This window comes from Fictibacillus sp. 26RED30 (genome assembly GCF_015903845.1).
Taxonomy (GTDB): domain Bacteria; phylum Bacillota; class Bacilli; order Bacillales; family Fictibacillaceae; genus Fictibacillus; species Fictibacillus phosphorivorans.
Genome location: NZ_JACZDV010000003.1, coordinates 287,657 through 307,808 on the forward strand (window position 1 = coordinate 287,657; position 20,152 = coordinate 307,808).

At 38.7% G+C, this 20,152-nt stretch carries 25 protein-coding genes; 9 read left to right on the forward strand and 16 right to left on the reverse strand.

What is annotated here, in order from left to right:
* Positions 1-252: 252 nt before the first annotated feature.
* On the reverse strand, positions 253-570 hold the full coding sequence (locus tag IHV11_RS17330) for a DUF3243 domain-containing protein (protein ID WP_066399706.1): 318 nt from the start codon (positions 568-570) through the stop codon (positions 253-255).
* Between the two features lie 217 nt (positions 571-787).
* Here IHV11_RS17330 and IHV11_RS17335 point away from each other — a divergent pair, with 217 nt between their 5' ends.
* Entirely contained in the window at positions 788-1,219 is a 432-nt protein-coding gene (locus IHV11_RS17335) for a ferritin-like domain-containing protein (RefSeq protein WP_066391396.1), read from the forward strand.
* 32 nt (positions 1,220-1,251) lie between these two features.
* Here IHV11_RS17335 and IHV11_RS17340 read toward each other — a convergent pair whose 3' ends face one another.
* From IHV11_RS17340 to IHV11_RS17360, 5 genes are all read right to left on the reverse strand, one after another.
* On the reverse strand, positions 1,252-2,025 hold the full coding sequence (locus tag IHV11_RS17340) for an EcsC family protein (protein ID WP_370568704.1): 774 nt from the start codon (positions 2,023-2,025) through the stop codon (positions 1,252-1,254).
* A gap of 70 nt (positions 2,026-2,095) precedes the next feature.
* Entirely contained in the window at positions 2,096-3,466 is a 1,371-nt protein-coding gene (locus tag IHV11_RS17345) for an FAD-binding oxidoreductase (protein WP_197195675.1), read from the reverse strand.
* A 482-nt stretch (positions 3,467-3,948) separates the two neighbouring features.
* Positions 3,949-5,166 carry an ABC transporter permease gene (locus IHV11_RS17350; RefSeq protein WP_197195676.1) on the reverse strand — a complete coding sequence of 406 codons (1,218 nt, stop codon included), beginning with the start codon at positions 5,164-5,166 and terminating at the stop codon, positions 3,949-3,951.
* A complete protein-coding gene (locus tag IHV11_RS17355; protein WP_197195677.1) occupies positions 5,163-5,906 on the reverse strand; it encodes an ABC transporter ATP-binding protein in 744 nt (247 codons plus the stop codon). Before IHV11_RS17355 ends, IHV11_RS17350 begins: the two co-directional genes overlap by 4 nt.
* A 63-nt stretch (positions 5,907-5,969) precedes the next feature.
* Positions 5,970-6,506, reverse strand: coding sequence for a PCYCGC motif-containing (lipo)protein (locus IHV11_RS17360; protein WP_370568706.1), 537 nt, complete (start codon positions 6,504-6,506; stop codon positions 5,970-5,972).
* A 615-nt stretch (positions 6,507-7,121) separates the two neighbouring features.
* On the opposite strand from IHV11_RS17360, the gene IHV11_RS17365 reads away from it, so the two are divergent.
* The 4 genes from IHV11_RS17365 (at position 7,122) to IHV11_RS17380 (ending at position 9,558) form a co-directional block, all read left to right on the forward strand.
* Complete coding sequence (locus IHV11_RS17365) at positions 7,122-7,550, forward strand: HIT family protein (protein WP_231618092.1); 429 nt, start codon at positions 7,122-7,124, stop codon at positions 7,548-7,550.
* Positions 7,551-7,715: 165 nt separating this feature from the next.
* Complete coding sequence (locus IHV11_RS17370; RefSeq protein ID WP_197195678.1) at positions 7,716-7,886, forward strand: hypothetical protein; 171 nt, start codon at positions 7,716-7,718, stop codon at positions 7,884-7,886.
* Positions 7,843-8,922 carry a 3-phosphoserine/phosphohydroxythreonine transaminase gene (serC, locus tag IHV11_RS17375; protein WP_197195679.1) on the forward strand — a complete coding sequence of 360 codons (1,080 nt, stop codon included), beginning with the start codon at positions 7,843-7,845 and terminating at the stop codon, positions 8,920-8,922. Before IHV11_RS17370 ends, serC begins: the two co-directional genes overlap by 44 nt.
* A 117-nt stretch (positions 8,923-9,039) precedes the next feature.
* A complete protein-coding gene (locus IHV11_RS17380) occupies positions 9,040-9,558 on the forward strand; it encodes a tryptophan transporter (protein ID WP_197126868.1) in 519 nt (172 codons plus the stop codon).
* 38 nt (positions 9,559-9,596) lie between these two features.
* On the opposite strand, the gene IHV11_RS17385 is transcribed toward IHV11_RS17380, so the two are convergent.
* On the reverse strand, positions 9,597-10,022 hold the full coding sequence (locus IHV11_RS17385) for a YkvA family protein (protein ID WP_197126867.1): 426 nt from the start codon (positions 10,020-10,022) through the stop codon (positions 9,597-9,599).
* 361 nt (positions 10,023-10,383) lie between these two features.
* Between IHV11_RS17385 and IHV11_RS17390 the strand changes: the two genes are divergently transcribed.
* Together IHV11_RS17390 and IHV11_RS17395 are read left to right on the forward strand one after the other, a co-directional pair.
* Positions 10,384-10,665, forward strand: a complete 282-nt coding sequence (locus tag IHV11_RS17390; protein ID WP_197126866.1) for a YtxH domain-containing protein — start codon at positions 10,384-10,386, stop codon at positions 10,663-10,665.
* Between the two features lie 211 nt (positions 10,666-10,876).
* Complete coding sequence (locus tag IHV11_RS17395; protein ID WP_066391382.1) at positions 10,877-11,458, forward strand: HTH-type transcriptional regulator Hpr; 582 nt, start codon at positions 10,877-10,879, stop codon at positions 11,456-11,458.
* Here the strand turns inward: IHV11_RS17395 and IHV11_RS17400 are convergent.
* Both IHV11_RS17400 and IHV11_RS17405 read right to left on the reverse strand, forming a co-directional pair.
* Complete coding sequence (locus IHV11_RS17400) at positions 11,449-11,790, reverse strand: DUF1878 family protein (RefSeq protein ID WP_197195680.1); 342 nt, start codon at positions 11,788-11,790, stop codon at positions 11,449-11,451. The two genes, IHV11_RS17395 and IHV11_RS17400, sit on opposite strands and share 10 nt — an antisense overlap.
* 131 nt (positions 11,791-11,921) lie before the next feature.
* Entirely contained in the window at positions 11,922-12,500 is a 579-nt protein-coding gene (locus IHV11_RS17405; RefSeq protein ID WP_197195681.1) for a YpmS family protein, read from the reverse strand.
* A 100-nt stretch (positions 12,501-12,600) separates the two neighbouring features.
* Here IHV11_RS17405 and IHV11_RS17410 point away from each other — a divergent pair, with 100 nt between their 5' ends.
* Positions 12,601-12,780 carry a hypothetical protein gene (locus tag IHV11_RS17410; RefSeq protein WP_066239985.1) on the forward strand — a complete coding sequence of 60 codons (180 nt, stop codon included), beginning with the start codon at positions 12,601-12,603 and terminating at the stop codon, positions 12,778-12,780.
* 173 nt (positions 12,781-12,953) lie between these two features.
* On the opposite strand, the gene IHV11_RS17415 is transcribed toward IHV11_RS17410, so the two are convergent.
* Complete coding sequence (locus tag IHV11_RS17415) at positions 12,954-13,049, reverse strand: YjcZ family sporulation protein (RefSeq protein WP_082861266.1); 96 nt, start codon at positions 13,047-13,049, stop codon at positions 12,954-12,956.
* A gap of 101 nt (positions 13,050-13,150) precedes the next feature.
* The gene (locus IHV11_RS17420) at positions 13,151-13,276 is read right to left on the reverse strand and encodes a YjcZ family sporulation protein (RefSeq protein ID WP_305069366.1); all 126 of its coding nucleotides are present in this window, start codon (positions 13,274-13,276) and stop codon (positions 13,151-13,153) included.
* Positions 13,277-13,480: 204 nt separating this feature from the next.
* Between IHV11_RS17420 and IHV11_RS17425 the strand changes: the two genes are divergently transcribed.
* Complete coding sequence (locus IHV11_RS17425; protein WP_197126864.1) at positions 13,481-14,374, forward strand: peptidylprolyl isomerase; 894 nt, start codon at positions 13,481-13,483, stop codon at positions 14,372-14,374.
* A 320-nt stretch (positions 14,375-14,694) separates the two neighbouring features.
* Here the strand turns inward: IHV11_RS17425 and IHV11_RS17430 are convergent, their stop codons facing one another.
* The 5 genes from IHV11_RS17430 to IHV11_RS17450 all read right to left on the reverse strand — a co-directional run bounded on the left by IHV11_RS17430 (position 14,695) and on the right by IHV11_RS17450 (position 20,139).
* A complete protein-coding gene (locus IHV11_RS17430) occupies positions 14,695-15,042 on the reverse strand; it encodes a sporulation YhaL family protein (protein ID WP_197126863.1) in 348 nt (115 codons plus the stop codon).
* Positions 15,043-15,106: 64 nt separating this feature from the next.
* Positions 15,107-16,417, reverse strand: coding sequence for an MDR family MFS transporter (locus IHV11_RS17435; RefSeq protein ID WP_197195682.1), 1,311 nt, complete (start codon positions 16,415-16,417; stop codon positions 15,107-15,109).
* Between the two features lie 620 nt (positions 16,418-17,037).
* Positions 17,038-17,997, reverse strand: a complete 960-nt coding sequence (gene yhaM / locus IHV11_RS17440) for a 3'-5' exoribonuclease YhaM (protein ID WP_197195683.1) — start codon at positions 17,995-17,997, stop codon at positions 17,038-17,040.
* 103 nt (positions 17,998-18,100) lie between these two features.
* Positions 18,101-19,465, reverse strand: coding sequence for a sensor histidine kinase (locus IHV11_RS17445; protein ID WP_197195684.1), 1,365 nt, complete (start codon positions 19,463-19,465; stop codon positions 18,101-18,103).
* Positions 19,462-20,139, reverse strand: coding sequence for a response regulator transcription factor (locus IHV11_RS17450; RefSeq protein ID WP_197190822.1), 678 nt, complete (start codon positions 20,137-20,139; stop codon positions 19,462-19,464). Before IHV11_RS17450 ends, IHV11_RS17445 begins: the two co-directional genes overlap by 4 nt.
* Positions 20,140-20,152: the final 13 nt, after the last annotated feature.

The window sequence follows — 20,152 nt, forward strand, 5'->3', positions numbered from 1 at the left end:
TTAACTCTTATTAAAGCTAAGTTTTCACTCTTTTATCGTTGAATAAACCACTTTAAAACATTGTCGTTTTTTTAAGGGTCTTTGTAAACGGTCATTGAGGTGAATTTATTGACGTTTTAGCAAACTTTATTGGCTTTACAAGCTATTTATAACGACTTGCTTCCATACATTACGAAAAAAATGTGAAGACTACTTCTAAATAATGGTGTAATAAAAAAAGCCGCTCAAAGATGAGCAGCTTTTACATGTATACTATTTAACAAGCTTAACTAACATATGAGCCAGCTTATGACGCTCTTCTTGCTCTCCAACTTTCCATAGTTCTTTTAAGAGGTTCTCTTCTGAGTTACGAGGCTCCTCATGGTTAGCTAAGTAATCTGCTACTTTCTCTGCAGTTTTTGCAAGTGTTTCTTCGCTCATGCCCATTTTTTCACCAATTTGCACTTTTCCATGCAAGTAGCTCTTAAACTCTTCAAAGTTTGATAAGATCTCGTCTTTTTTGCTCTCGCTCATTCGGCTTGCTGTTTCTTCAACCTTACTTGTGTCAACGTTACGCTCTTCATCAACCATGTGTCTGCTATCCATTTTTGTTACCTCCTTAGAATTTTGTATCACTTTTGTTCAATATTTGTTTCACGCATAGTAGTCTTTTACCGATTTTACCAATCCCTAAACCTCATTCTGCAGTTCCTGTTTTTTTTAGTTCATCTATCCTATAAATTTGGTTTATGGTAAAGGGAAAAGGGGAAGGATATCTCTGTAGAACAAGATTCAGGAGGTTATACAAATGGAAAAAGACTTACAAGCACTAATCGATGGACTAAATGAGGATCTTGCAAACGAGTACTCAGCAATCATTATGTACAACCATAATGCAGCTACGGTTTCTGGTTTGTACCGTCAAATCCTAAAACCTTTCTTCCAAAGTGAAATTGCTGATGAGCAAGGACATGCTCTTTATTTAGCAGAAAAGATCAAAACGCTTGGAGGTACACCAACTACTCAACCAAAACCGGTTAAACAAGTAGAGAGTGTGCGTGAAATGTTAGAAGAAGCTAGAAACGCTGAGGAAGATACGATCAGACGTTACGAGGAACGTAAAGAGCAAGCATCCAACCTAAAACTAACTGAACTTGTCGTTCAATTAGAAGATATGATTGCTGATGAGACGAAGCATAAAGAAGAAATGGACCGCCTATTAAGCGACAGCCGCTTCTAAATCCTCATATAATTATTACAAGCACCCGCCATTTAATGCGGGTGCTTGTTGTTTATGATTCTCTTCTTTTTTTCATCTGTTAACAACCGCCACCTGAAGCAATTTTTTGCCACTTGACCTAAATCATCGAGAAAATGATAATTCGCATATGCACCGACAATCGCCCCTAGACCTGGGACCATCTGTAGCATTTTTATGAGGTCGATATGATCTCGGTAATCTTGTTGTAGTTCTTGCCAATTCATTTGGTTGATCGACTCAGGAGATTCAGGAAATTCTTGAACCGTCTCTTTCCATGAGACTACTCTTTGAAATGCCTCTTCTCGCTTGTGCGGATCAGCAAAAGCAAGACGAAATACATGAAGAATAAAGATTCGTTCTTTGTAGTCCTTAACATCCAATCCATAAATACTTGCTGCTTCAAACAGAAACTTCATTTTTATACCTAGCAATAAAGGAAAATCAGCAATGCCGAGTAAAATCCCCCCAGCACCTGTTCCCGCTCCTTCTATTGCTGCTGTTCTTTTGTAAAAAGAGAGTCGATCTTCAAATTTAAAATCACGCTCTCGTAGATCTGCTGTAAACTTAATCGTTTTTTTGGTCGTATATTCAGAACCGATTAAAGTGGCTTTGATCATATGTTTCATACTTGATGTTATAACATCATGCACTTTTTGTGGAATTTTCTCATTGATCTTCGTTTGAAGAGATTTCGTTGTTTTGTTCCAAAGTGAGGGCCGTTTGCACATTTCTGTTTCCCATTTTTTTAGTTCTTCCAGTACATTTTCTTCATACGTTTTCATCATCTACCTCCTTTCATCTATAAGTTTGTATTTAGATCTTAGTTTCGCTATTTTGCCCTCACGATTTGAAACTTTACTTAATAGTATCTGCAGTCGGAATGCCTAATGGGAACTTAAACACATTTTCAGGATCGTATTTAGTTTTCACCTCAATTAAACGAGGCAAGTTAACAAAGTAACATTGTTCAAGCCAGTTCTTAATACAATTATCATGAAAATTCACATAAGCTCCATCCGCATAAGGAAGTAGAGAATTTCTTAAGCTCTCCACCCATCGCGTATTTACGCTAGCTTCATTTTCGTTCTGCCACTTCGTAATATATAACAAGCTGAATAATGCTTCTCTATGAACATAAGCCGTTTCAGTAGGTCCTGTACAAGCTGCTTTTCCAGCTAGGGCTTGCAACTGCACTTTGTTCTCAATACTAGGTGAGTTTGATAGATATTCTTTAAGCTTTTTTATCGCTCTAATCGGTAACTGCTGTTTCGCAAACGCACCTGTATTCTTAAACGGATGTGCATCAGGATCACCATGGTTAACAGCGTACTCCATCATACCCGGCATCATTCCTCCAAATATCTTAACGGCATCGATATAAGGCACCTTCTTCACTTCAACTACTTTAGGTGGATATGCGGTTAAAAGGGGCTTTAAAAGCTTTTTCAGTTCATCCGTTGAGCCAAAAAATTCACCTAAAGCACGCAGCTCACCAATGTCTTTTGTTAAGAGATCAATAATGGCAGTTAATCTATCGTCTGTGTACGGAGCAAATTTTTGCCATGAATCCACGACTTTTTCAAATCCTTTAAAGTCCCAAGTAATTTTAAAGATGGCAACATCATCGACTGGAACAACTCGAAAACGAAAGGATGTAACCACACCAAAGTTTCCACCTCCACCCCCTCTTGATGCCCAAAATAAATCAGCGTTCTTATTTTTATTGGCTATGATAATCTTTCCGTTTGCATCTACCATCTCAAGATCCAGAAGCTGATCGATCAGCATACCATAAGGACGAGTTAACATCCCCCACCCTCCACCAAGCGTTAAGCCTGAGAGTCCTACTGATGGACAAGTACCTCCTGGAATCGTGAAACCTGCTTCATACAATTTTTCGTATAGTGGAAAAAGCAATGCCCCCGCACCAAGTACGGCCGTTTTTGTTTTGCGATCCACTTTTACTTCATTCATATCGCTGATGTCTATTACTAAACCTCCATCTAATGATGAATAAGCTTCATAACTATGCCTTCCTGTACGGATCCGAAACTTAATATTCTTCTTTCTTGCCCAACGGATCGCGTTTGAAACATCTTTAGTAGTTGCACAAAAATTAATAATCAAAGGAAATAAGTTAAAACGAGTATTGAACTCTTCACGTGCCAGATCATAGTCAGGACTTCCGGGTGTGACAATCCTTCCTGTTAATCCATAAGTATTCATGAGCCCCGCTCCCTTCCATAAAACTTATATGCATAAGCTATGAAAGATGCCCAAAATTTGTTTGCAAACTTGGAAGTAGTTGATTTCCATGTCTAGGATGCTCGCTTTCCACGAGGCAAGCGGTGAGCCAGAGCCACATTCGTACGTTTCACTTTTTAAGTGTCTCACCTGTCTAGTTGCAGTGGCTAGCCCCTCGAGGTCAAAAGTTAAATGGTCCAGAAGGCATAGTGCGCCTTCAAAGTCCATTTACTTTGGCTGGTCGGGGCTGAACAAGCCACTTCCACTTTCCGGACTGCACGCCTTTTATAGGTCCCTTGCTCCTGCGTCTACAAGTTTATGCTACCGTAGTAAGCTTCCTCGTCGCATGCCTTGCGAGATGTATTTCAGGTGGTAGGCACGCACCTTCCACTCCAATCAACTGTCAAAAGAGACAAGCTTTTAGAAAAAAGCGCTTTTAAAAAAACTTCCCAGCCCGTAATGAGCTAGGAAGTCAACGTGATATGTTTTTTTGTCATACTAGGCAGTCGTACTACACTATAAAGTATTGCTGCGACAGGCATAAGAATGGCGATCAGCCAGTCCCCAGTAAGCAACACATAGAAAATACCATAGAGTACACCTTGTATGATCAGCAAGTTTTTCAGCCAATTTTGAAAAGCTTTTACTCTTGTATCTTGTTTGATCGGATAGATCATGAATATAACATTCCATCTGTACTGCGTATAAAGTGTGAACAATTGCAGTGCAAACATTTGAAAAAACAAGAACACTACGATTAATTGCCACCAACCCGCAGGAATTAAATACATGAAAAGAAAGCCGATTAAAATCAATCGCACATACAAGCCAAGGTAATCCCCTGAACGCACAAATGTCTTCATGTACAAAGCAGAAAGTGCATTTTTCTTTTTAAATGAGAAAGATGCTACGCTGTTAAACAACGGTCGCTTATGTACGGTCTGCTTGAGCGCAGGTACATCCGTAAAATAATTGACCATTCGGTACCCTTTCATTTTTAAAGCTTGTTCTTCCGCTAATAGCATTTCCCACTGATAACCATGCTGCTTTTTAAAGACACCGAAAACAAAGTTCTTTAGTACGTACATGATCGCAAAAATAGCGATCAAAAAGAGGTAAGCTTCATTAAAGAGCAGATACGCATATACAAAGTTTACAATGAACCTCATGATTTTATAGTTCGTTTGATGACTTTTGTAAGGCAACCTTCTTTCTTCCCACGATACATATATGTTAAATACTTTTGCTGCGATCAAAAAGAAGCCAAATGTGACATACATCTTCCATCCATCATGAACAAACACCTGGACGATCGGCCATAGCAGTGTAAAAATGAATAGGGTAAAAAAAGAGCCGGTTGCTGTAGCTGAAGAAATGGCTTTTGAAAAATATTGTTTCATGCCTGATTCTACAGGCAATAAAAATACGAGATCACCTTCTTTTAACAACGTACGGATCGAACTTTTGGTCAACCAGAACGAAAAAACAATCGTTAGAATAAAGACGGCAGGGAAATTCTCAGGAAGTGCTTGCAGAAGCTTAGCATAATATACACTGCCGATGACGATGAGCAAAATTAAGGAAACAATAAGTCCGCTGTTAGCCATTAAACTAAAGTATTTCAGTGTGTGCGTAACATGAGCATTGCGTCGTTTTGTCCATAATTTTTTTACATCGATCATGTTACTTTACCTCTTGCTACATAAAGGTAGATATCATCTAACGTCGCATTCTCCAACCCGCTTCTCATACGTAATTCTTCTAATGTCCCGCTTAGAACCAGCCTTCCTTCATGCATGATCAAAAAGCGGTCGCAATATCTTTCTGCCGTGGACAAGATATGAGTCGACATCAAGACGCCAGCACCGTTATTTTTAAATTTAACCATATACTCGAGAAAAGATTGAATGCCAAGCGGATCGAGCCCAACAAACGGTTCATCCACGATATAAAGCTTTGGTTCAACCAAAAGCGCACAAAGAATCATTACTTTTTGCTTCATCCCTTTGGAAAACTGACTCGGAAACCACTTGATCTTGTTATCCATGCGAAACTCTTCAAGCAATGGTCGAACTCGTGTTAAAAAAGTTTGTTCTTCTAGTCCATATGCCATTGCTGTTAGTTCTAGATGTTCCCATAATGTTAACTCTTCGTAGAGAATCGGCATCTCTGGTATGTATGTAAACTGACTTCGATAATTTTCTGGTTCTTCCCTAAACGTCTGCCCTTCGATTTTTGAAGTGCCTGACATGGGTTCCATAAGGCCGAGCACATGCTTTATAGTTGTACTTTTACCGGCTCCATTCAAACCGATCAATCCTACTATCTCATTTTCTTTCACCGTGAAATCTAAGTGATGAATAACAGGCTGATTAGCCAGATACCCCCCTGTTAAATCCGTAACTTCAAGGATTGGTTTCATACAATACCTCCTTCTGCAATCCAGCATTTTCATTATTGTTTGCCATTTTTCTTGTTTTACACCTTATGAAGCAGGCATCGGTGTAGGAGTTGGCTCTGCATAACCTTCTTTATATTTCTCATCGATCATCTTTCTGATCTTAAGAGGAGTCTTTCCATCTGCAGAAGCACTCATGCTTATCGCAGCGATTTCCAGACACGTCCCGCATTTTGTGCCATGATCATCCCATACAATTTTTCCATCTTCTTTGTTTTCGGCGACAAAGCAATCATAATTGTCTTTATGACCTGCAGAATCACCACATCCACAAAAACAAGGCATAGATTCAAGCAGTTCTTTATATTTAGGGGCTTCTGCATAAATTGCAGCAATCTCATCAGGTTGTTTATCTAAAAAGCCGGGCATTACATCTATCGAAGCTGTAAGTTCTTGAATATCACCGTTCGGCAGATGATTTTCATGTCCTTCATGCGAAGCCTGTTGTTTTCCCTGTGACTCCTCTTGGTGGTTTTTATGTTCGTCATCTGATTTATTCCCGCAGCCTGTGATAAGGAAACAAACACCAAGAGTCATTGTTAATACAAGTTGTCTTTTTTTCACGGAGAATCCTCCTTTTTGTCATTCTTTCCTTATAATAGCTCAATTCCCGTTTCCTTTACCAATTTTATATGTATAACAAGTAAGACTTCATGGACAAGATATAAGAGAAGAAGGTATCCCCCCTTCTTCAGGGAGAAAGATGCAAGGTATTAGATTTTTTCAGATATGCTAAATTTTAAGGAGATGGTTCTCTTGGACTATTTAGTGCTTGAGCAATTACAAATTCTTAATATTGAGGTGCATGGCTAAAAAATCGTATTGTTTTGTTTTCGTGTTCTCCTTTCTTCTCTAACCTCTATAAGAAGAAGGGTTCTATTTTTGAATAGGACCCTTCTTTTTTATTGCCTGTTTTCGTAAACTTCGTTGCTTTTGGCAGTGTTGATTTCCGTTCCAAGTTGCTCGCTTTCCACGTGGCGTGGCGGTGAGCCTCTGACGCTACGCGCCATTAGGAGTCTCGCACTCTGCGCTCCAATCAACTTGTCAATGAGAAAAAGAATAAACATTCAAAAGCAACTATCCTATAGAAAAGAGTCTTATGATAAGGATAAAAAGAATACCTTATTTTTTAGGTTGATTATGTGTGATATGATAAGTAAAAAAAATGAGGTGAGCCACTTGTCCCACGATTCAAACTGCATTTTTTGTAAAATTGTTGCGGGTGAAATTCCATCCTACAAAGTGTACGAAGACGAGAACGTTCTAGCCTTCTTAGATATCAGTCAGGTCACAAAAGGACATACGCTGATTATTCCTAAAGAGCACTCAACAGATATATTCGAACTGCCTGCAGAAACAGCAGCCAAACTTTATTCTGTCGTGCCTAAAATTGCCTCTGGAATTAAACAAACGTTTAATCCAATCGGCCTGAACATACTAAACAACAACGGTGAAGCAGCCGGACAGTCAGTTTTCCATTATCACATGCATTTTATCCCACGTTACGGTCAAGGTGACGGTTTTGGAGCAGTCTGGAAAACACAGGATACCCCTGCCAACGAAATGACCGAAATGGCTCAACATATTAAAGAAAACGTTAAAAGCTAACGTTACATATTAAAACTGCCTTCTTTTAATCTGGGCAGTTTTTTCATATTCTTTTTTTGTTTCGCAATATTCTAAAAGATCTTTGCTTATAAGACATCACTGAAATGTTGATTGGAGTGTAGGGTGTGAGACTCCTGCGGGACGAGCGGTCAGGTGAGACCCTTAATGGCGCAAAGCGGCAAGGGGCTCACCGGTCGCCCCGCGGAAAGCGAAGCACCTGGAACGGAAATCAACAACTTTCAAATGCTCTCAGAGTTTGCTAAAACAGCGTTATTTTATAAGGAGGAGAACGATGACACGCATCTATTTTCAAGCAGGACCAACAACATTGCCTAAAGAGGTCATGCAGCAAGCAAAGGAAGAATGGGATGACTTTCTAGGTACTGGATTAAATATCATGGAACATAGCCACAGGGGTTCAGAATATGAAGGCATACATGAGCAAGCAAAAACGCGCATGAAACGTTTACTCGATATACCCGATACACATGAAGTGTTGTTTTTACAAGGTGGAGCAAGTCTTCAATTCGCCATGATTCCGATGAATTTTATTCAAGGTGGAAAGAACGCGAAATATGTACTTACCGGGTCTTGGTCTGAAAAAGCATATAAAGAAGCTCAAAAAATTGGGTCGTGTGAAGCAGTCATTACAGGTAAGGAGTCGGCGTATCGTACCCTTCCTGAGATGAATTATGTACCAAGTGAGAATGACGCTTATCTTCATATCACATCTAACAATACGATCTATGGTACACAATGGCGAGACTTGCAATCCTTCAAACATCAAAATCTTGTTGCCGACATGTCTAGTGATATTATGAGCAGACCTATTTCAGTTGAAGACTATGGATTGATCTACGCGGGTGCACAAAAGAACCTTGGACCTTCTGGAGTCACAGCAGTCATCATCCGCAAAGACCTGCTACAAGATAACAAATCTGTTCCATCGATCTTGTCGTATTCTGTTCATGCGAAGAATAATTCTCTTTATAATACTCCCCCTGTGTACTCCATCTATTTACTAAACCTTGTACTAGGTTGGGTAGAAACGTCTGGTGGGGTCAAAGCAATGGAAAAAAGAAATCAAAATAAAGCTGGTGTCATCTACGACACGATTGATAAAAGTAATGGCTTTTACAATGGCTTTGCAACACCAGAGTCACGTTCAAACATGAATATCACATTCACTCTTGCTAATGATGAACTGGAAAAGCAGTTTATTAAAGAAAGTGAAGAAAACGGGATTTATGGATTAAAAGGACATCGGTCGGTCGGTGGTTTCAGAGCATCAATCTATAATGCAGTTCCCCAAGAATCATGTGATAGCCTTGCACAGTTCATGATACAGTTTCAGGAAAAATACGGAAAGTAGTTCACAAACCTTTTCAGTTGTACGTACATCTGGTAACATAAAGGTACTTTCGCATTAGGCCAAGAGGGCACTATTGGAAAGAAATTAGGCTAAGAGTAGCTGAGGAGAGATGAGAAAATGAATACGAATACCAAATCATTAGCTTTGACATCTGTACTTATTGCATTAGGGTATGTGTTTCACACAGTCGTACCCCCATTATTTTTTGGAATGAAACCTGATTTATTACTCGTGATGATGTTTCTTGCCATTATGCTATCACCAACAAAACAAAACGTAATTATTGCAAGTATGGCAGCTGGTGTCATTTCCGCACTAACAACAGGTATGGCAGGCGGACAGATTGCCAATATCGTAGAAAAACCCATTACAGCTTTTATATTTTTGGCTTTGTTCTTACTAGCTAAGAAAGTAAAAGTAAACGCGATTAGCGCCGTTCTTCTAACGGTAGTAGGAACGATTATTAGTGGAACATTGTTCCTCATGGTTGCAATGATCGTCGCTGGATTACCTGGTACATTACTCAGCTTTATTGGAATGATCGTTGTACCAACAAGTATTGTTAGCGGTTTGATCATGTTCTTTATCTACCCGATCGCAGAACGATTATCTAAACGATCGAATTTAACAGCTTAATAAAAAAAAGACAGTAATATAAAAAAAGCCAGCTCCTACTATGGAGTTGGCTTTACGTATTTATCCTCTTCTTCTTTTTCCTCTTCCCATGTTTGAAAAGCTGAAATCTCGGTTGATAACGTTGAAAAAATAAAAGCTAGAACGGTAGCATCATCCAATAGACCTGCTCCGATCAGAAAATCAGGAACTGCATCTATAGGACTAACAAAATACAGAAGACCTGCCACCACTAATACTAAAGATTTTTTGGAGACATCACGATAGTCGCCTCTTTTATATGACTTCACCATTCGAACTAACGCTTTTACTTGAGAGCCTAGGTTACTTAAACCTTGTTTATCTGGTTGCGAACTTTTTTTCTCAGCTTCTGTAACGAGTTCACCCGTTTGAGTAGAACTTTCAAGCACAGCATTCGCTTTTTCCTTCATTTTATTAAAGTAGTTGCCGATTGTGTTTTGTTTCAACCCATATCCCTCCATTCTTTTTCTTATGTATACCCTCTTTTAAACCTCTTCGTCAATTATGAACCTTTTTTTACTTTTCATTTATTTTATATTATCTTTCTCCAAAGTCAGTCAAATATCTTCTGTTTTAGACAAGTATGACGTTTTTTTAATATGGCTCGCATTGCATCAATATTTTATGCGATTGCCTGGCACATCAATGTTTTCAAATTTCGACTGTTCTTTTAAAGTAAGATTTCAGTTGTCCAAACATGACGAAATCTATCGGGAAATATTTTTATATTCGTCATTATTTTTCATAGGAATATAAGAGAAATTCACGAATTCATTAGATAATAAAAGAATGAGGAGGAATTATAAGATGTCTAAACAAAAATCCATGGTAGTAGGTTTCGCATTAGGAACGGTGGTTACAGCAGCAGCTACGTTACTTTCAACACCTAAAGCAGGTAAAGAAGTAAGAAAAGATCTTAAAGTAAATATGGATAAAATGAAATCTACATTCTCCAGCATCAAGCGTGATGGCATTCAGCTTAGAGCAAAGATCAGATTTGCTAATAAAGAAAAAGAAGAGGCACTACAAGAAACTGCTGCTTCGACAATTGAAGAAGCACCAGAAGAAATGGAACAAGAAATTAAATAATCTCGAAAAAATTCTCCCTTTTTGGAGAATTTTTTTTATCTTACTTACGAACATGTGAGAACACTTACTTTAACACCATATCAGCTAAAAGTTATATAACTATTTTACTAAAAAATAAGGAAAAATTGAAAAATTTTACTTTCTTATTATAGGAAATACTGGCATAATGAGGAATAGGATGTGTTTTATAAGATGGAGGGGCATTTTAAAAATGAACAAAGATCAATTATATAGTTTTCAAGAAGCCATGATCTATAGTCACAAACTTTCACAGATTAGTAAAGCTTTATGGAAAAGTGTAGAAAAAGACTGGCAAAATTGGATTAAGGACTATGGTTTAAACATCAATGAACACCATATTCTTTGGATTGCTCATCATCTTGAGGGTGCATCAATCTCTGATATTGCAAAGTTTGGCGTTATGCACGTGTCCACTGCTTTTAACTTTTCAAAAAAGCTTGAAGAACAAGGCTATCTAACATTTTCTAAAAAAGAAGATGATAAGCGAAATACATATATTTGTCTAACACCTAAAGGTGAAGAGCTTTTACTTCAAACATTAAATACGTATGATCCTTCAAAATTTGGTGTTTTTAGTGCTTCTATGCCGATTAAAGAGTTGTTTGGAAGGTTCCCAGAGTTTCCTGAATTGATGTCGATCATCCGCAATTTATATGGCGATGACTTTATGTCAATTTTCAACAAACTCGAAGAAAAGATCGAAGCATCATTAGATGATCAGCCTGCATCACCTGTGATAGCAGCTGAGGAAATTGCCTCTTCTCATTCGTAACGTACCGATAACTCGTATAGCTTCTCCATCAAAGGGATATATTTTTCTTGTTGAAGCAATGCCGTTATCGTTTCTCTTGGGGAAAGCTTTGGTGTTAACATGCCTGCAAAATGTAACAGAAGAGGCGTGTAATGCACAAAGCCTTCTTCACTCTGCATTTCATACTTTCGTTGAAGCTCATCGCAAAGAAGGAAGACCTTATTCACTTCCTGCTCGGTGAGCTTTTTTTCCATGACTAGTCTAAAAAACGGATACGCTGTAAGATCGACACTCTCAATCGTTAGCTGATTATAAAATTCTAGTCGTTCTAGTCGTTCTTCCACCGTCTCCATACAAAACCCTGCTTTCTAGTCATTGTCTGTCTATAATAATTATAATCCAACTTTCTCCATTTGGGTATGAATAATTGATGAAGAATAATAAAGCACTTCTCCCCACCAAGGATGGGAAGAAGCGCTTTATTTTAGTTTTCTGTATAAACTCCCAATTTAATAGAGTTTTTCTTTAAATCGAATTCTTCAGCTTTAATCGCATAACCTGGCTTTGTTGGCATTTCGGTCACTCTCATCAAAATGCTTTCGTCTTTCGGATATACATCTACCCATTCAGGAAACGCAACGGTCTTTTGGATAAGGGTAAACACCTCGTCACCAGGCAGTGGAAAACGCCCCACTTGCATGTCCTTCTCCTTCAATAACAAATCACCGTTTTCAAGAACTTCAGGTTCAAAGGTTACCTGGTAAGGAAGCTCTTGATCAAACGCGATAAATGATCCGTTAAGCACGGCTTCATCATTTCTTAAATTTACGTATACGTTCACATCTGGTGCCCTTTTGCGCAGTTCTTTATTTAATAGATCTTCCACTTGTTCTTTTTCTGTATGTATGCTCAACAACTTTTGATTGTCCCCAATATTATTATCTAGTGAACTACGATCTAATTGACCACCAGCAGGGTCTTTAAAAAGCACAACGGCTATGGCGATCGGTATGATTAAAAATAGCAGCAGTAGTGTAAAAAAAGCCGTTTTCCACTTATTCATAATTTTCTCTCCCTCTCTCATCTCTTAGAAGTTATTTTCCTATTCATATTCCACATATTTTGGTAAAGTTAAACAAGTAGTTCATGTTGGAGGTTTTCATATGGCAGGCTATATCTTCGTTTTTTTAGCACCAATCTTTTTATTTGTATTTAATTCACTTACACACAAGTTATGTGACAAAAAGAACTTGTCCTCAAAGCAGCAAGACTCGGTTTATCGTACGATTAACGTTTCTATTACCATTCTGCTCATTTCATCCTATATTTCAAACGTTCTATAAAAAATATAAAAGGGGGAACCTAAATTGCATTCCCCCTTGAGTAACCGTACCATACACATGCTGCACCTTTTGATCAAGAGTAGTAAAACACACATTAACGAAACTGCTTATAAACGTCAAGCCTGATCAGTCCCCCTTCATAAGAAAAGGTCCTGCTTAGACTGTCATTTATTTTAGCAGAAACATGCAGCTCCTACGATAATCAAAAGAATAAACAACACAACAATCAATGCGAAGCCTTTTCCATGCCCGTATCCACCGTAACCCATGAAAGCCACCTCCTTTGATATTCTGTACACTATCCTATGCATGACCCGTAATTCACGCATAGGCATTCGCCCTTTAAATTAATTTAAATTTCTATTCACCATCAATAGCAGTAACAAGCTCCAATAATGATGAGAAGGATAAAAAGAACTAAGATTAATGCTATTCCTCCCCCATGACCGTAACCGTAACCATAACCCATCATCATACCTCCCTTTTCTTTCTCCATATCATATAGTGATACGCCCTGTTTTGATTAGACGAATGACCCGGTTTTTAAAATTTTTTTGAAAAATCGTGTGGAATACCCGAAAACAAAGGTTTTATAATGTGTAAATTTTCTCATATTTCATTTATTGAATAGGAATACCCGTAACGTTTATGCTATAGTAAGAGTTGTTAAATTATTACTTCACAGTAGGAGTGTTTGAAAATGAAAAAATGGATGTTATCAGTAGGGCTCACAGCGGGACTTATTTCTTTATCCGCTTGTAATAATGCTGGTGGTGCTGATTCAGAAGCCATCGTAGAATCTAAAGCAGGAGATATTACGAAAGAAGAATTCTACAAAAAGATGAAGGAACAATACGGTGACCAAGTCCTAAACCAAATGATCGACGAAATGGTGCTTGAAGATAAATATAAAGTAACAGATAAAGAAATCGAGAAAGAAACAGAAAAGATCAAAGAAGAACTTGGCGGCGAAGATGCTTTCAAACAAGCACTTGAGCAAAACGGCTTATCTGATGAAAAGCAGCTAAAAGAGCGCATCAAGTCTATGCTTTTAAATGAAAAAGCAGCAACAGAAGGCGTTAAGATTTCTGAAGATGAAATGAAAAAAACATTTGATGAAAAATACAAAACAGAAGTTAAAGCGAGCCATATTCTTGTAGAGGATGAGAAGACGGCTAAAGAAGTTCAGAAGAAATTGAACGAAGGTGGAGACTTTGCTAAATTAGCGGAAGAATACTCTAAAGACCCTGGTTCAAAATCTAAAGGTGGAGACCTTGGCTTCTTCGGTAAAGGCGCAATGGTTCCAGAGTTTGATAAAGTTGCGTTTACACTTGAAAAAGGTAAAACAAGTGAACTTGTTAAGTCTGATTACGGTTACCACATCATTAAAGTAACAGACAAGCGTGAAAACAAATTTGAAGACAAAAAAGAACAGATCGAGCAAGAGCTTAAGCAGCAAAAAGCAAAGCCAATCACTGAGATCTTAGAGAGCTTGAAGAAAAAAGCTGATGTTAAAGTAAAAGATAAAGAATTAAAAGAGAAGATGGAAAAGAAAGCAGAACAACCACAAATGCCACAGATGCCTCAACAATAATGGCATGAAATATGAAAACCAGACCCTTTGATGGGGTCTGGTTTTTGTTTTGTACGTATGCAGAAGGCTTTCGCACCACAGTAAGCTGCAAAAATCTTCTGCATAGACAGAGGAATTCACAGATCACATAAAAAATGAGCACCATCACATAAAAAATATACATTATCATATAAAAAATATACATTATCATATAAAAATACACGTCATCACATAAAAAAAGCGGATCATCATATAAAAATATGAGATCAGAAAAAACTTGTCTATCCCAAAAAGACAATCAAAAGACCTGCTCTTAGCAGGTCTTTTCCTTACTTCCTATTCTACAGACGATTTGAATCATCATTATAATGATCTTCATCCCCTGCTGCTGCAACTAAATCCTCTGCATCATCATCTTCAGCGGAAGGCCGAGCTGATTCCTGAGCTTTTGCTCTCTCGATACGCTCCATGTATACTCTGCCTTCTTCTTCAATCACTCTTTGCTCGATTTCTTTATCTTCTTGGAACAATGTAACGATGCGATAACCGCTATAGATAATGCCGCAAAGCACGAAATACATCCACCATGGAGTCATAGTAAAGAAGTTGCCCACTCCAGCTGAATATTCTTTTAACACAAAGGCAGCTATGAGTATGGCACCGAAGAATAAAGCAGCGTATCCTTTCATCGATTAACTCCCCCTTATTAGACAAGCTTTTAATACAGTCTATGAGGGATGATAGGAAGTTATGTCATGAAAGTGCAGGTTCAGCTTTAGATTCTTTTTCTGATTTATTAGACTCCATTTTTTTGTCAAATGCACGGAACATCACGTAATAGAGTCCGGCACTCATCACCGCTAAGACAAAGAGAAGATAAAACGTATTTTCAAAACCGATCCACATCGTTAATGGAATAGAGATCGGTGCGATCGTACGTCCGATTGTAAAACGCAGACCCGCTGCTGCAAAGTACTGCCCTCTCATGTTTTCTGGCGCAAGCTTTGAAATAAAGCTTTCTTGGATTCCAACTACCATCAGCTCAGCTGTTGTAAAAATGACCATGGCACCAAAAAGAATCCACATCATCGTCGTACTGCCGAACACAAGCATCGACACACCGTATAAAAGTGCAGAAAGGATAAAGACTCTGCCTTCTTTAAATCGGTTCATCCATTTAGCCATCCAAACCGTACATAACGCAACCATCAATCCGTTAAGGGAGATCAAATAACCAAACACTTTTTCACCGGTTAATGAAATGTCCCAATTTCCAATTGCAAAGAGCGATTGTTCTGGTACTTTTTCCGTTGTGTAAACAGCTAAAAGCAGGTCCATCTGCATGAAGGTTTGAGCTACAAGAATACCCGCTAAGATAAATAGCAAGAATAGCTTATCACTCGCGATCACTCGATAGTCTTTCAACTGTTCACCGATCGCCTGGAACCAATTTTTATCAGTCCCAACTTGTTCTAATACTTCTTTTTTTACAGGAACTGTTTCACGAATGTATTTCGCTAGCACGATCGCTAACACAACACTCACGAGTAAACAGGCAAGCAATAATTCAAAGCGGTAAGAGAAAAAGAAGATACTCCCCAATACAGGACCAAAGACTACCGATATGTTAATCGATGTATAAAATACGGCAAACACTTCACTTCTATGCTTCTCTTCTACAACGTCTGCGATCATCGCGTGACTAGCTGGCCAATATAGAGAACCAAATAGCCCTAACGCTGAAAACGCAATAAACGTTAAGATCGGTGAATCCATCCACGGCGAGTTAGCAAGACAGAAAAAGATAAACGTTGCTGCCTGACCCCAAGCCGAGATCACCATCATCTTCTTTCGTCCATATTTATCCGCACAATAGCCACCTACAAGATTTGTGATCACACCTACAACTTGTGATAGGACTAATAAAATTCCAGCTGTTGTTTTTCCCATTTCATCCGAAAAATAGATCGCCATAAACGGGAAGAACATCCAAAACAATAGATTTACAAAAAATTCTCCTATTAAACGAACCTTCAGATTCGCATCCCAATCTTTCCATCTCATGCTGTTCACTTCTTTCTTTTTGTAATTTCCGACACTGTTGATTTATCTAATCCGACTTTTGAGCAGTCAATTTCATAAGAAAGCAGTGAATACAGCAATTTTTTTCAATGAGAGCATAGAAAAAAGCCTATGAGTATACACCGTTACATGTGCATACCATAAGCTTTTCGTTAAAAAGGCTCTTGAATGGCACATGGAAAGATTGCTCAAAAGTAAGTAGATTGCATAGCAAAATAAGCCTTCCCAAATGGGACTAGACGTTATTTAGCTTGCTTTCTTACCTTACCTTGAACAATGCTAACCATGAGTCATTGCCTCCTAAAATTTCGTTTCGTAACTTCCAATTCCAAATTTACCATAACTCCCATTTTTACACAATGGGTTAATTTTATTAATCTTGGTGCTTCGTTGTCCTTGTCAGTTGTTGATTTCCGTTTCAGGTTGCTCGCTTTCCGCGGGGCGTGCGGTGAGCCACATTCTTACGTTTCACTTTTAAGTGTCTCACCTGCCCGCCTGTCCCGCAGGAGTCTCACACCTTCCACTACAATCAACTTATCAAAGAAGACAATAAAAACGATTAATAGCAAAAAACTCTACAATACTGCCTTTATAATAGGGCCTTAATTTTTAGCAAATTCCCCTTGGAATAAAGGCTTATATAACGAACGATTTTCCAGAGCGAACTGCTTATCTGTAAATTCTCCAGGTTGCACCTTTTCGAGTGCGCGGTCCATCATGTTCATTCTAGCATCAAAATTATCGATCATATGAAGGATTTCTGCTTCACGAATCAACGGCGCTTTAGGGCTTCCCCACTCCGGTTTACTGTGGTGACTTAAAACCAGATGCTGAAGGACCGTTACTTCTTCTCCTTCAATCTCTAACTCATCTGCCGCCTTACCGATCTCGTTCACCATGATTGTAATATGACCGAGAAGCTTGCCTTCAAGTGTATAAGACGCAGCAACTGGACCTGACAACTCGATGACTTTTCCAAGATCGTGCAGAATGATTCCTGAATAGAGAAGGTCTGTATCTAGAGAAGGATAGAGCTTGCTGAACGCTTTTGCCATATCCAACATGGATACAACATGAAACGCAAGACCTGATACAAACTCATGGTGGTTCTTAACCGCTGCCGGATATTCCAGAAACTCAGCTTGATGTTTCTTTAACAAATGCCTTGTGATTCTTTGAATATTTGGATTCTTCATCTCAAATATGTATTTGGTGATTGTCTCTACCATCACGTCTTGGGATAATGGAGCTGTTTCTAGGAAATCACTTACCTTAACACCATCAAGTTCCGTTGCAGGGCGAATGGCTTTAAGCTTCAACTGCATTTTTCCTCTGTAGTTCCCCATCTCACCAGCTAGTTTTACGATAGCTTGAGCTGCATAGAGCTCTTCATCTTCTGGTGAACTATCCCATAGTTTTGCCTCCACATCACCTGTTTGATCTTGAAGGATCAACGTTAAGAATGGTTTACCATTACTTGCCGTTCCTTTAACAGATGATTTGATAAGAAAGAAACCATCTACTATCTCTCCTACCTTATAAAACGCAAGTCCTTTTTTCATCTTTCACCCCGCCTTTCTTTGCTTTAGTATAGCATATCCGTCTATTTAACTACTTGTCATAACACTAAGTTGGTAAAATTTACGACTAGTGAATGACTCTCTTCTAACCCTTTCTTTTTGGGTTAGTTATAGGAATCTTAATCTGAAATGCTACTCCTTCTGCTCTATTCTCGGCGACCACTTTTCCTCCATGCAGTTCCGCAATCCGTTTTACAATAGCAAGGCCAAGTCCAAACTGACCTTTATTTCCTTTTCTGAACGGCTGGAAGATTTCTTCTCCTGTTACACCCGTGAGACTCTCTCCATCATTAAATACTTCAATCACAAAGTCAGATCCGTTATTAAAAGCTGAGAGTCGAATCGTCTCGTGTGCATAACGTAATGCGTTCTGAACTAAATTATCCAGCAGTATACCCCATTGCTCTTTATCACCATTCAGATTGTAATGGTTACCTGTTATCTCAAAATCTATGTCTTCACGCTGATACCTAAATCGTTCAACAATATCCTCTGCCAGATCACCAAAGTTAAAATTCTCTTTTGTAAAAACATCGAGTTTCATAGCGTCGAGCTTTGTATAATACAGCATATTTTGAACACGCTTTTCCATTCTTTCCGTCTCTTTTAAGATCACGTCCATCATATCTTCTGTTGTATCCTTTGGCATGATGCCATCTTTTACAGATTGAGCGTAACTCTTGATCGTCATGATAGGTGTCTTTAATTCATGAGACGCATGCTGAATAAACGTTTTTTGTGCATGATCATGTCTTAACAAGTTTTGACGCATCTCTTCAAACTGTTTGGAAAGAATATAAAATTCATCATCACCCTTCCAATGAAACGGCTCCTGCCAGTTGCGTTTGGCGATCTGTTCGAACCGCTTTCCTAAGATGGTGAGAGGTGAACGCAAATACCGTGCTAACCAAATCGCAGGGATGATAGAGAATATACCTGTAAACAACAAAATCAAAACAAGCCTTAGCCATAATCGGTTAACCATTTGATCGCGATACGTATCCCACATATAGGAGATTAAATACACCTTTTCGCCTTTTACGTTGGTCTTTGTTGTAATCGCATAAAATAAGGTCGCATCTTCATACGTTAGCTCGTAACGTCCTTTATTCTTCTTTTGTTTGTATGCTTTTTCAGCCATCTCATAAAGAACTTCTTCAGGTACAGGATCACCTTGTGAGTTGGCGTACTTGTCAACAATCACTACATGTCCAACATCACGAGCAGCATTCCTTCTTTCAATAAAATCAGTTGGAGATTCCCCTTCTCTAGGAAGCTGATTGTTGGGATCCCATACATTCTGCTGCTCGTTCTCTATGATTCGATACGTTTCTTCAGTCAGCGTGTCTTTAATGGATAGCGGATAGATGATCGCGGTTAAGAGACCAATCGTAAAAATCAGCAGCCCGAATGAAAGCCATATACGCTGAGTTAGGTTTAAACGTATCATGATGGTATAATCCTATAACCAGCTCCGTAAACGGTCTCTAAGTTCAATCGAGGCATCTTCTTACGCACACGTCTGATCACATCATCCACAGCGCGTTCAGATCCGAAATAATCGTCTCCCCAAACATATTCTAAGATCTCTTCTCGCTTACGAGATTTCCCTTTGTTCTCGATTAAATAAAGAAGAACGTCGATCTCTTTTCCTGTAAGATTAATCATCTCTCCATCACGTGTGATCTTTCTTGAGATCGGATCAATCATATACCCCGTAATCTCAATGGTTTGAGGCAGGCGGTTACCAGTTTCATATATTCTCGTTAACAGTTTTCTAACTCGAATAACGAGCTCTCTTGGCATGAAAGGCTTTGCTAAATAATCATCACTGCCCAGCTCAAGTCCAACGATTCGATCCAAGTCTTGGTCTCGAGCAGAAACAAAAATAACAGGGATGTCTGAAGTCTTTTTGATCTCTTTAATAATTTCATAGCCATCCATACCAGGCAGCATAATATCTAATATCCATAGATGAGGCTTCTTCTCTTCAGCATTCTTCAAAGCATCTTCACCATTGTGAAAAACCGAAACGCTCCAACCTTCTTTTTCCATATAGGCCTTCAGCACTTGAGCAAGATCTTGTTCATCTTCGACTAAGTAAATGGAATACTCATTTGACATGAGCCATTCCCCT

Coding starts and splice junctions, on each gene's coding strand:
- IHV11_RS17370 (WP_197195678.1), top strand. CDS start 7,716: ATGGCGCAAAGCGGCAAGGGGCTCACCGGTCGCCCCGCGGAAAGCGAA.
- IHV11_RS17445 (WP_197195684.1), bottom strand. CDS start 19,465: ATGATACGTTTAAACCTAACTCAGCGTATATGGCTTTCATTCGGGCTG.
- IHV11_RS17400 (WP_197195680.1), bottom strand. CDS start 11,790: ATGGAGACGGTGGAAGAACGACTAGAACGACTAGAATTTTATAATCAG.
- IHV11_RS17355 (WP_197195677.1), bottom strand. CDS start 5,906: ATGAAACCAATCCTTGAAGTTACGGATTTAACAGGGGGGTATCTGGCT.
- IHV11_RS17380 (WP_197126868.1), top strand. CDS start 9,040: ATGAATACGAATACCAAATCATTAGCTTTGACATCTGTACTTATTGCA.
- IHV11_RS17350 (WP_197195676.1), bottom strand. CDS start 5,166: ATGATCGATGTAAAAAAATTATGGACAAAACGACGCAATGCTCATGTT.
- IHV11_RS17415 (WP_082861266.1), bottom strand. CDS start 13,049: ATGGGTTACGGTGGATACGGGCATGGAAAAGGCTTCGCATTGATTGTT.
- IHV11_RS17450 (WP_197190822.1), bottom strand. CDS start 20,139: ATGTCAAATGAGTATTCCATTTACTTAGTCGAAGATGAACAAGATCTT.
- IHV11_RS17345 (WP_197195675.1), bottom strand. CDS start 3,466: ATGAATACTTATGGATTAACAGGAAGGATTGTCACACCCGGAAGTCCT.
- IHV11_RS17430 (WP_197126863.1), bottom strand. CDS start 15,042: ATGAAAGGATACGCTGCTTTATTCTTCGGTGCCATACTCATAGCTGCC.
- IHV11_RS17335 (WP_066391396.1), top strand. CDS start 788: ATGGAAAAAGACTTACAAGCACTAATCGATGGACTAAATGAGGATCTT.
- yhaM (WP_197195683.1), bottom strand. CDS start 17,997: ATGAAAAAAGGACTTGCGTTTTATAAGGTAGGAGAGATAGTAGATGGT.
- serC (WP_197195679.1), top strand. CDS start 7,843: ATGACACGCATCTATTTTCAAGCAGGACCAACAACATTGCCTAAAGAG.
- IHV11_RS17435 (WP_197195682.1), bottom strand. CDS start 16,417: ATGAGATGGAAAGATTGGGATGCGAATCTGAAGGTTCGTTTAATAGGA.
- IHV11_RS17390 (WP_197126866.1), top strand. CDS start 10,384: ATGTCTAAACAAAAATCCATGGTAGTAGGTTTCGCATTAGGAACGGTG.
- IHV11_RS17395 (WP_066391382.1), top strand. CDS start 10,877: ATGAACAAAGATCAATTATATAGTTTTCAAGAAGCCATGATCTATAGT.
- IHV11_RS17410 (WP_066239985.1), top strand. CDS start 12,601: ATGGCAGGCTATATCTTCGTTTTTTTAGCACCAATCTTTTTATTTGTA.
- IHV11_RS17340 (WP_370568704.1), bottom strand. CDS start 2,025: ATGATGAAAACGTATGAAGAAAATGTACTGGAAGAACTAAAAAAATGG.
- IHV11_RS17420 (WP_305069366.1), bottom strand. CDS start 13,276: ATGGAGAAAGAAAAGGGAGGTATGATGATGGGTTATGGTTACGGTTAC.
- IHV11_RS17425 (WP_197126864.1), top strand. CDS start 13,481: ATGAAAAAATGGATGTTATCAGTAGGGCTCACAGCGGGACTTATTTCT.
- IHV11_RS17330 (WP_066399706.1), bottom strand. CDS start 570: ATGGTTGATGAAGAGCGTAACGTTGACACAAGTAAGGTTGAAGAAACA.
- IHV11_RS17405 (WP_197195681.1), bottom strand. CDS start 12,500: ATGAATAAGTGGAAAACGGCTTTTTTTACACTACTGCTGCTATTTTTA.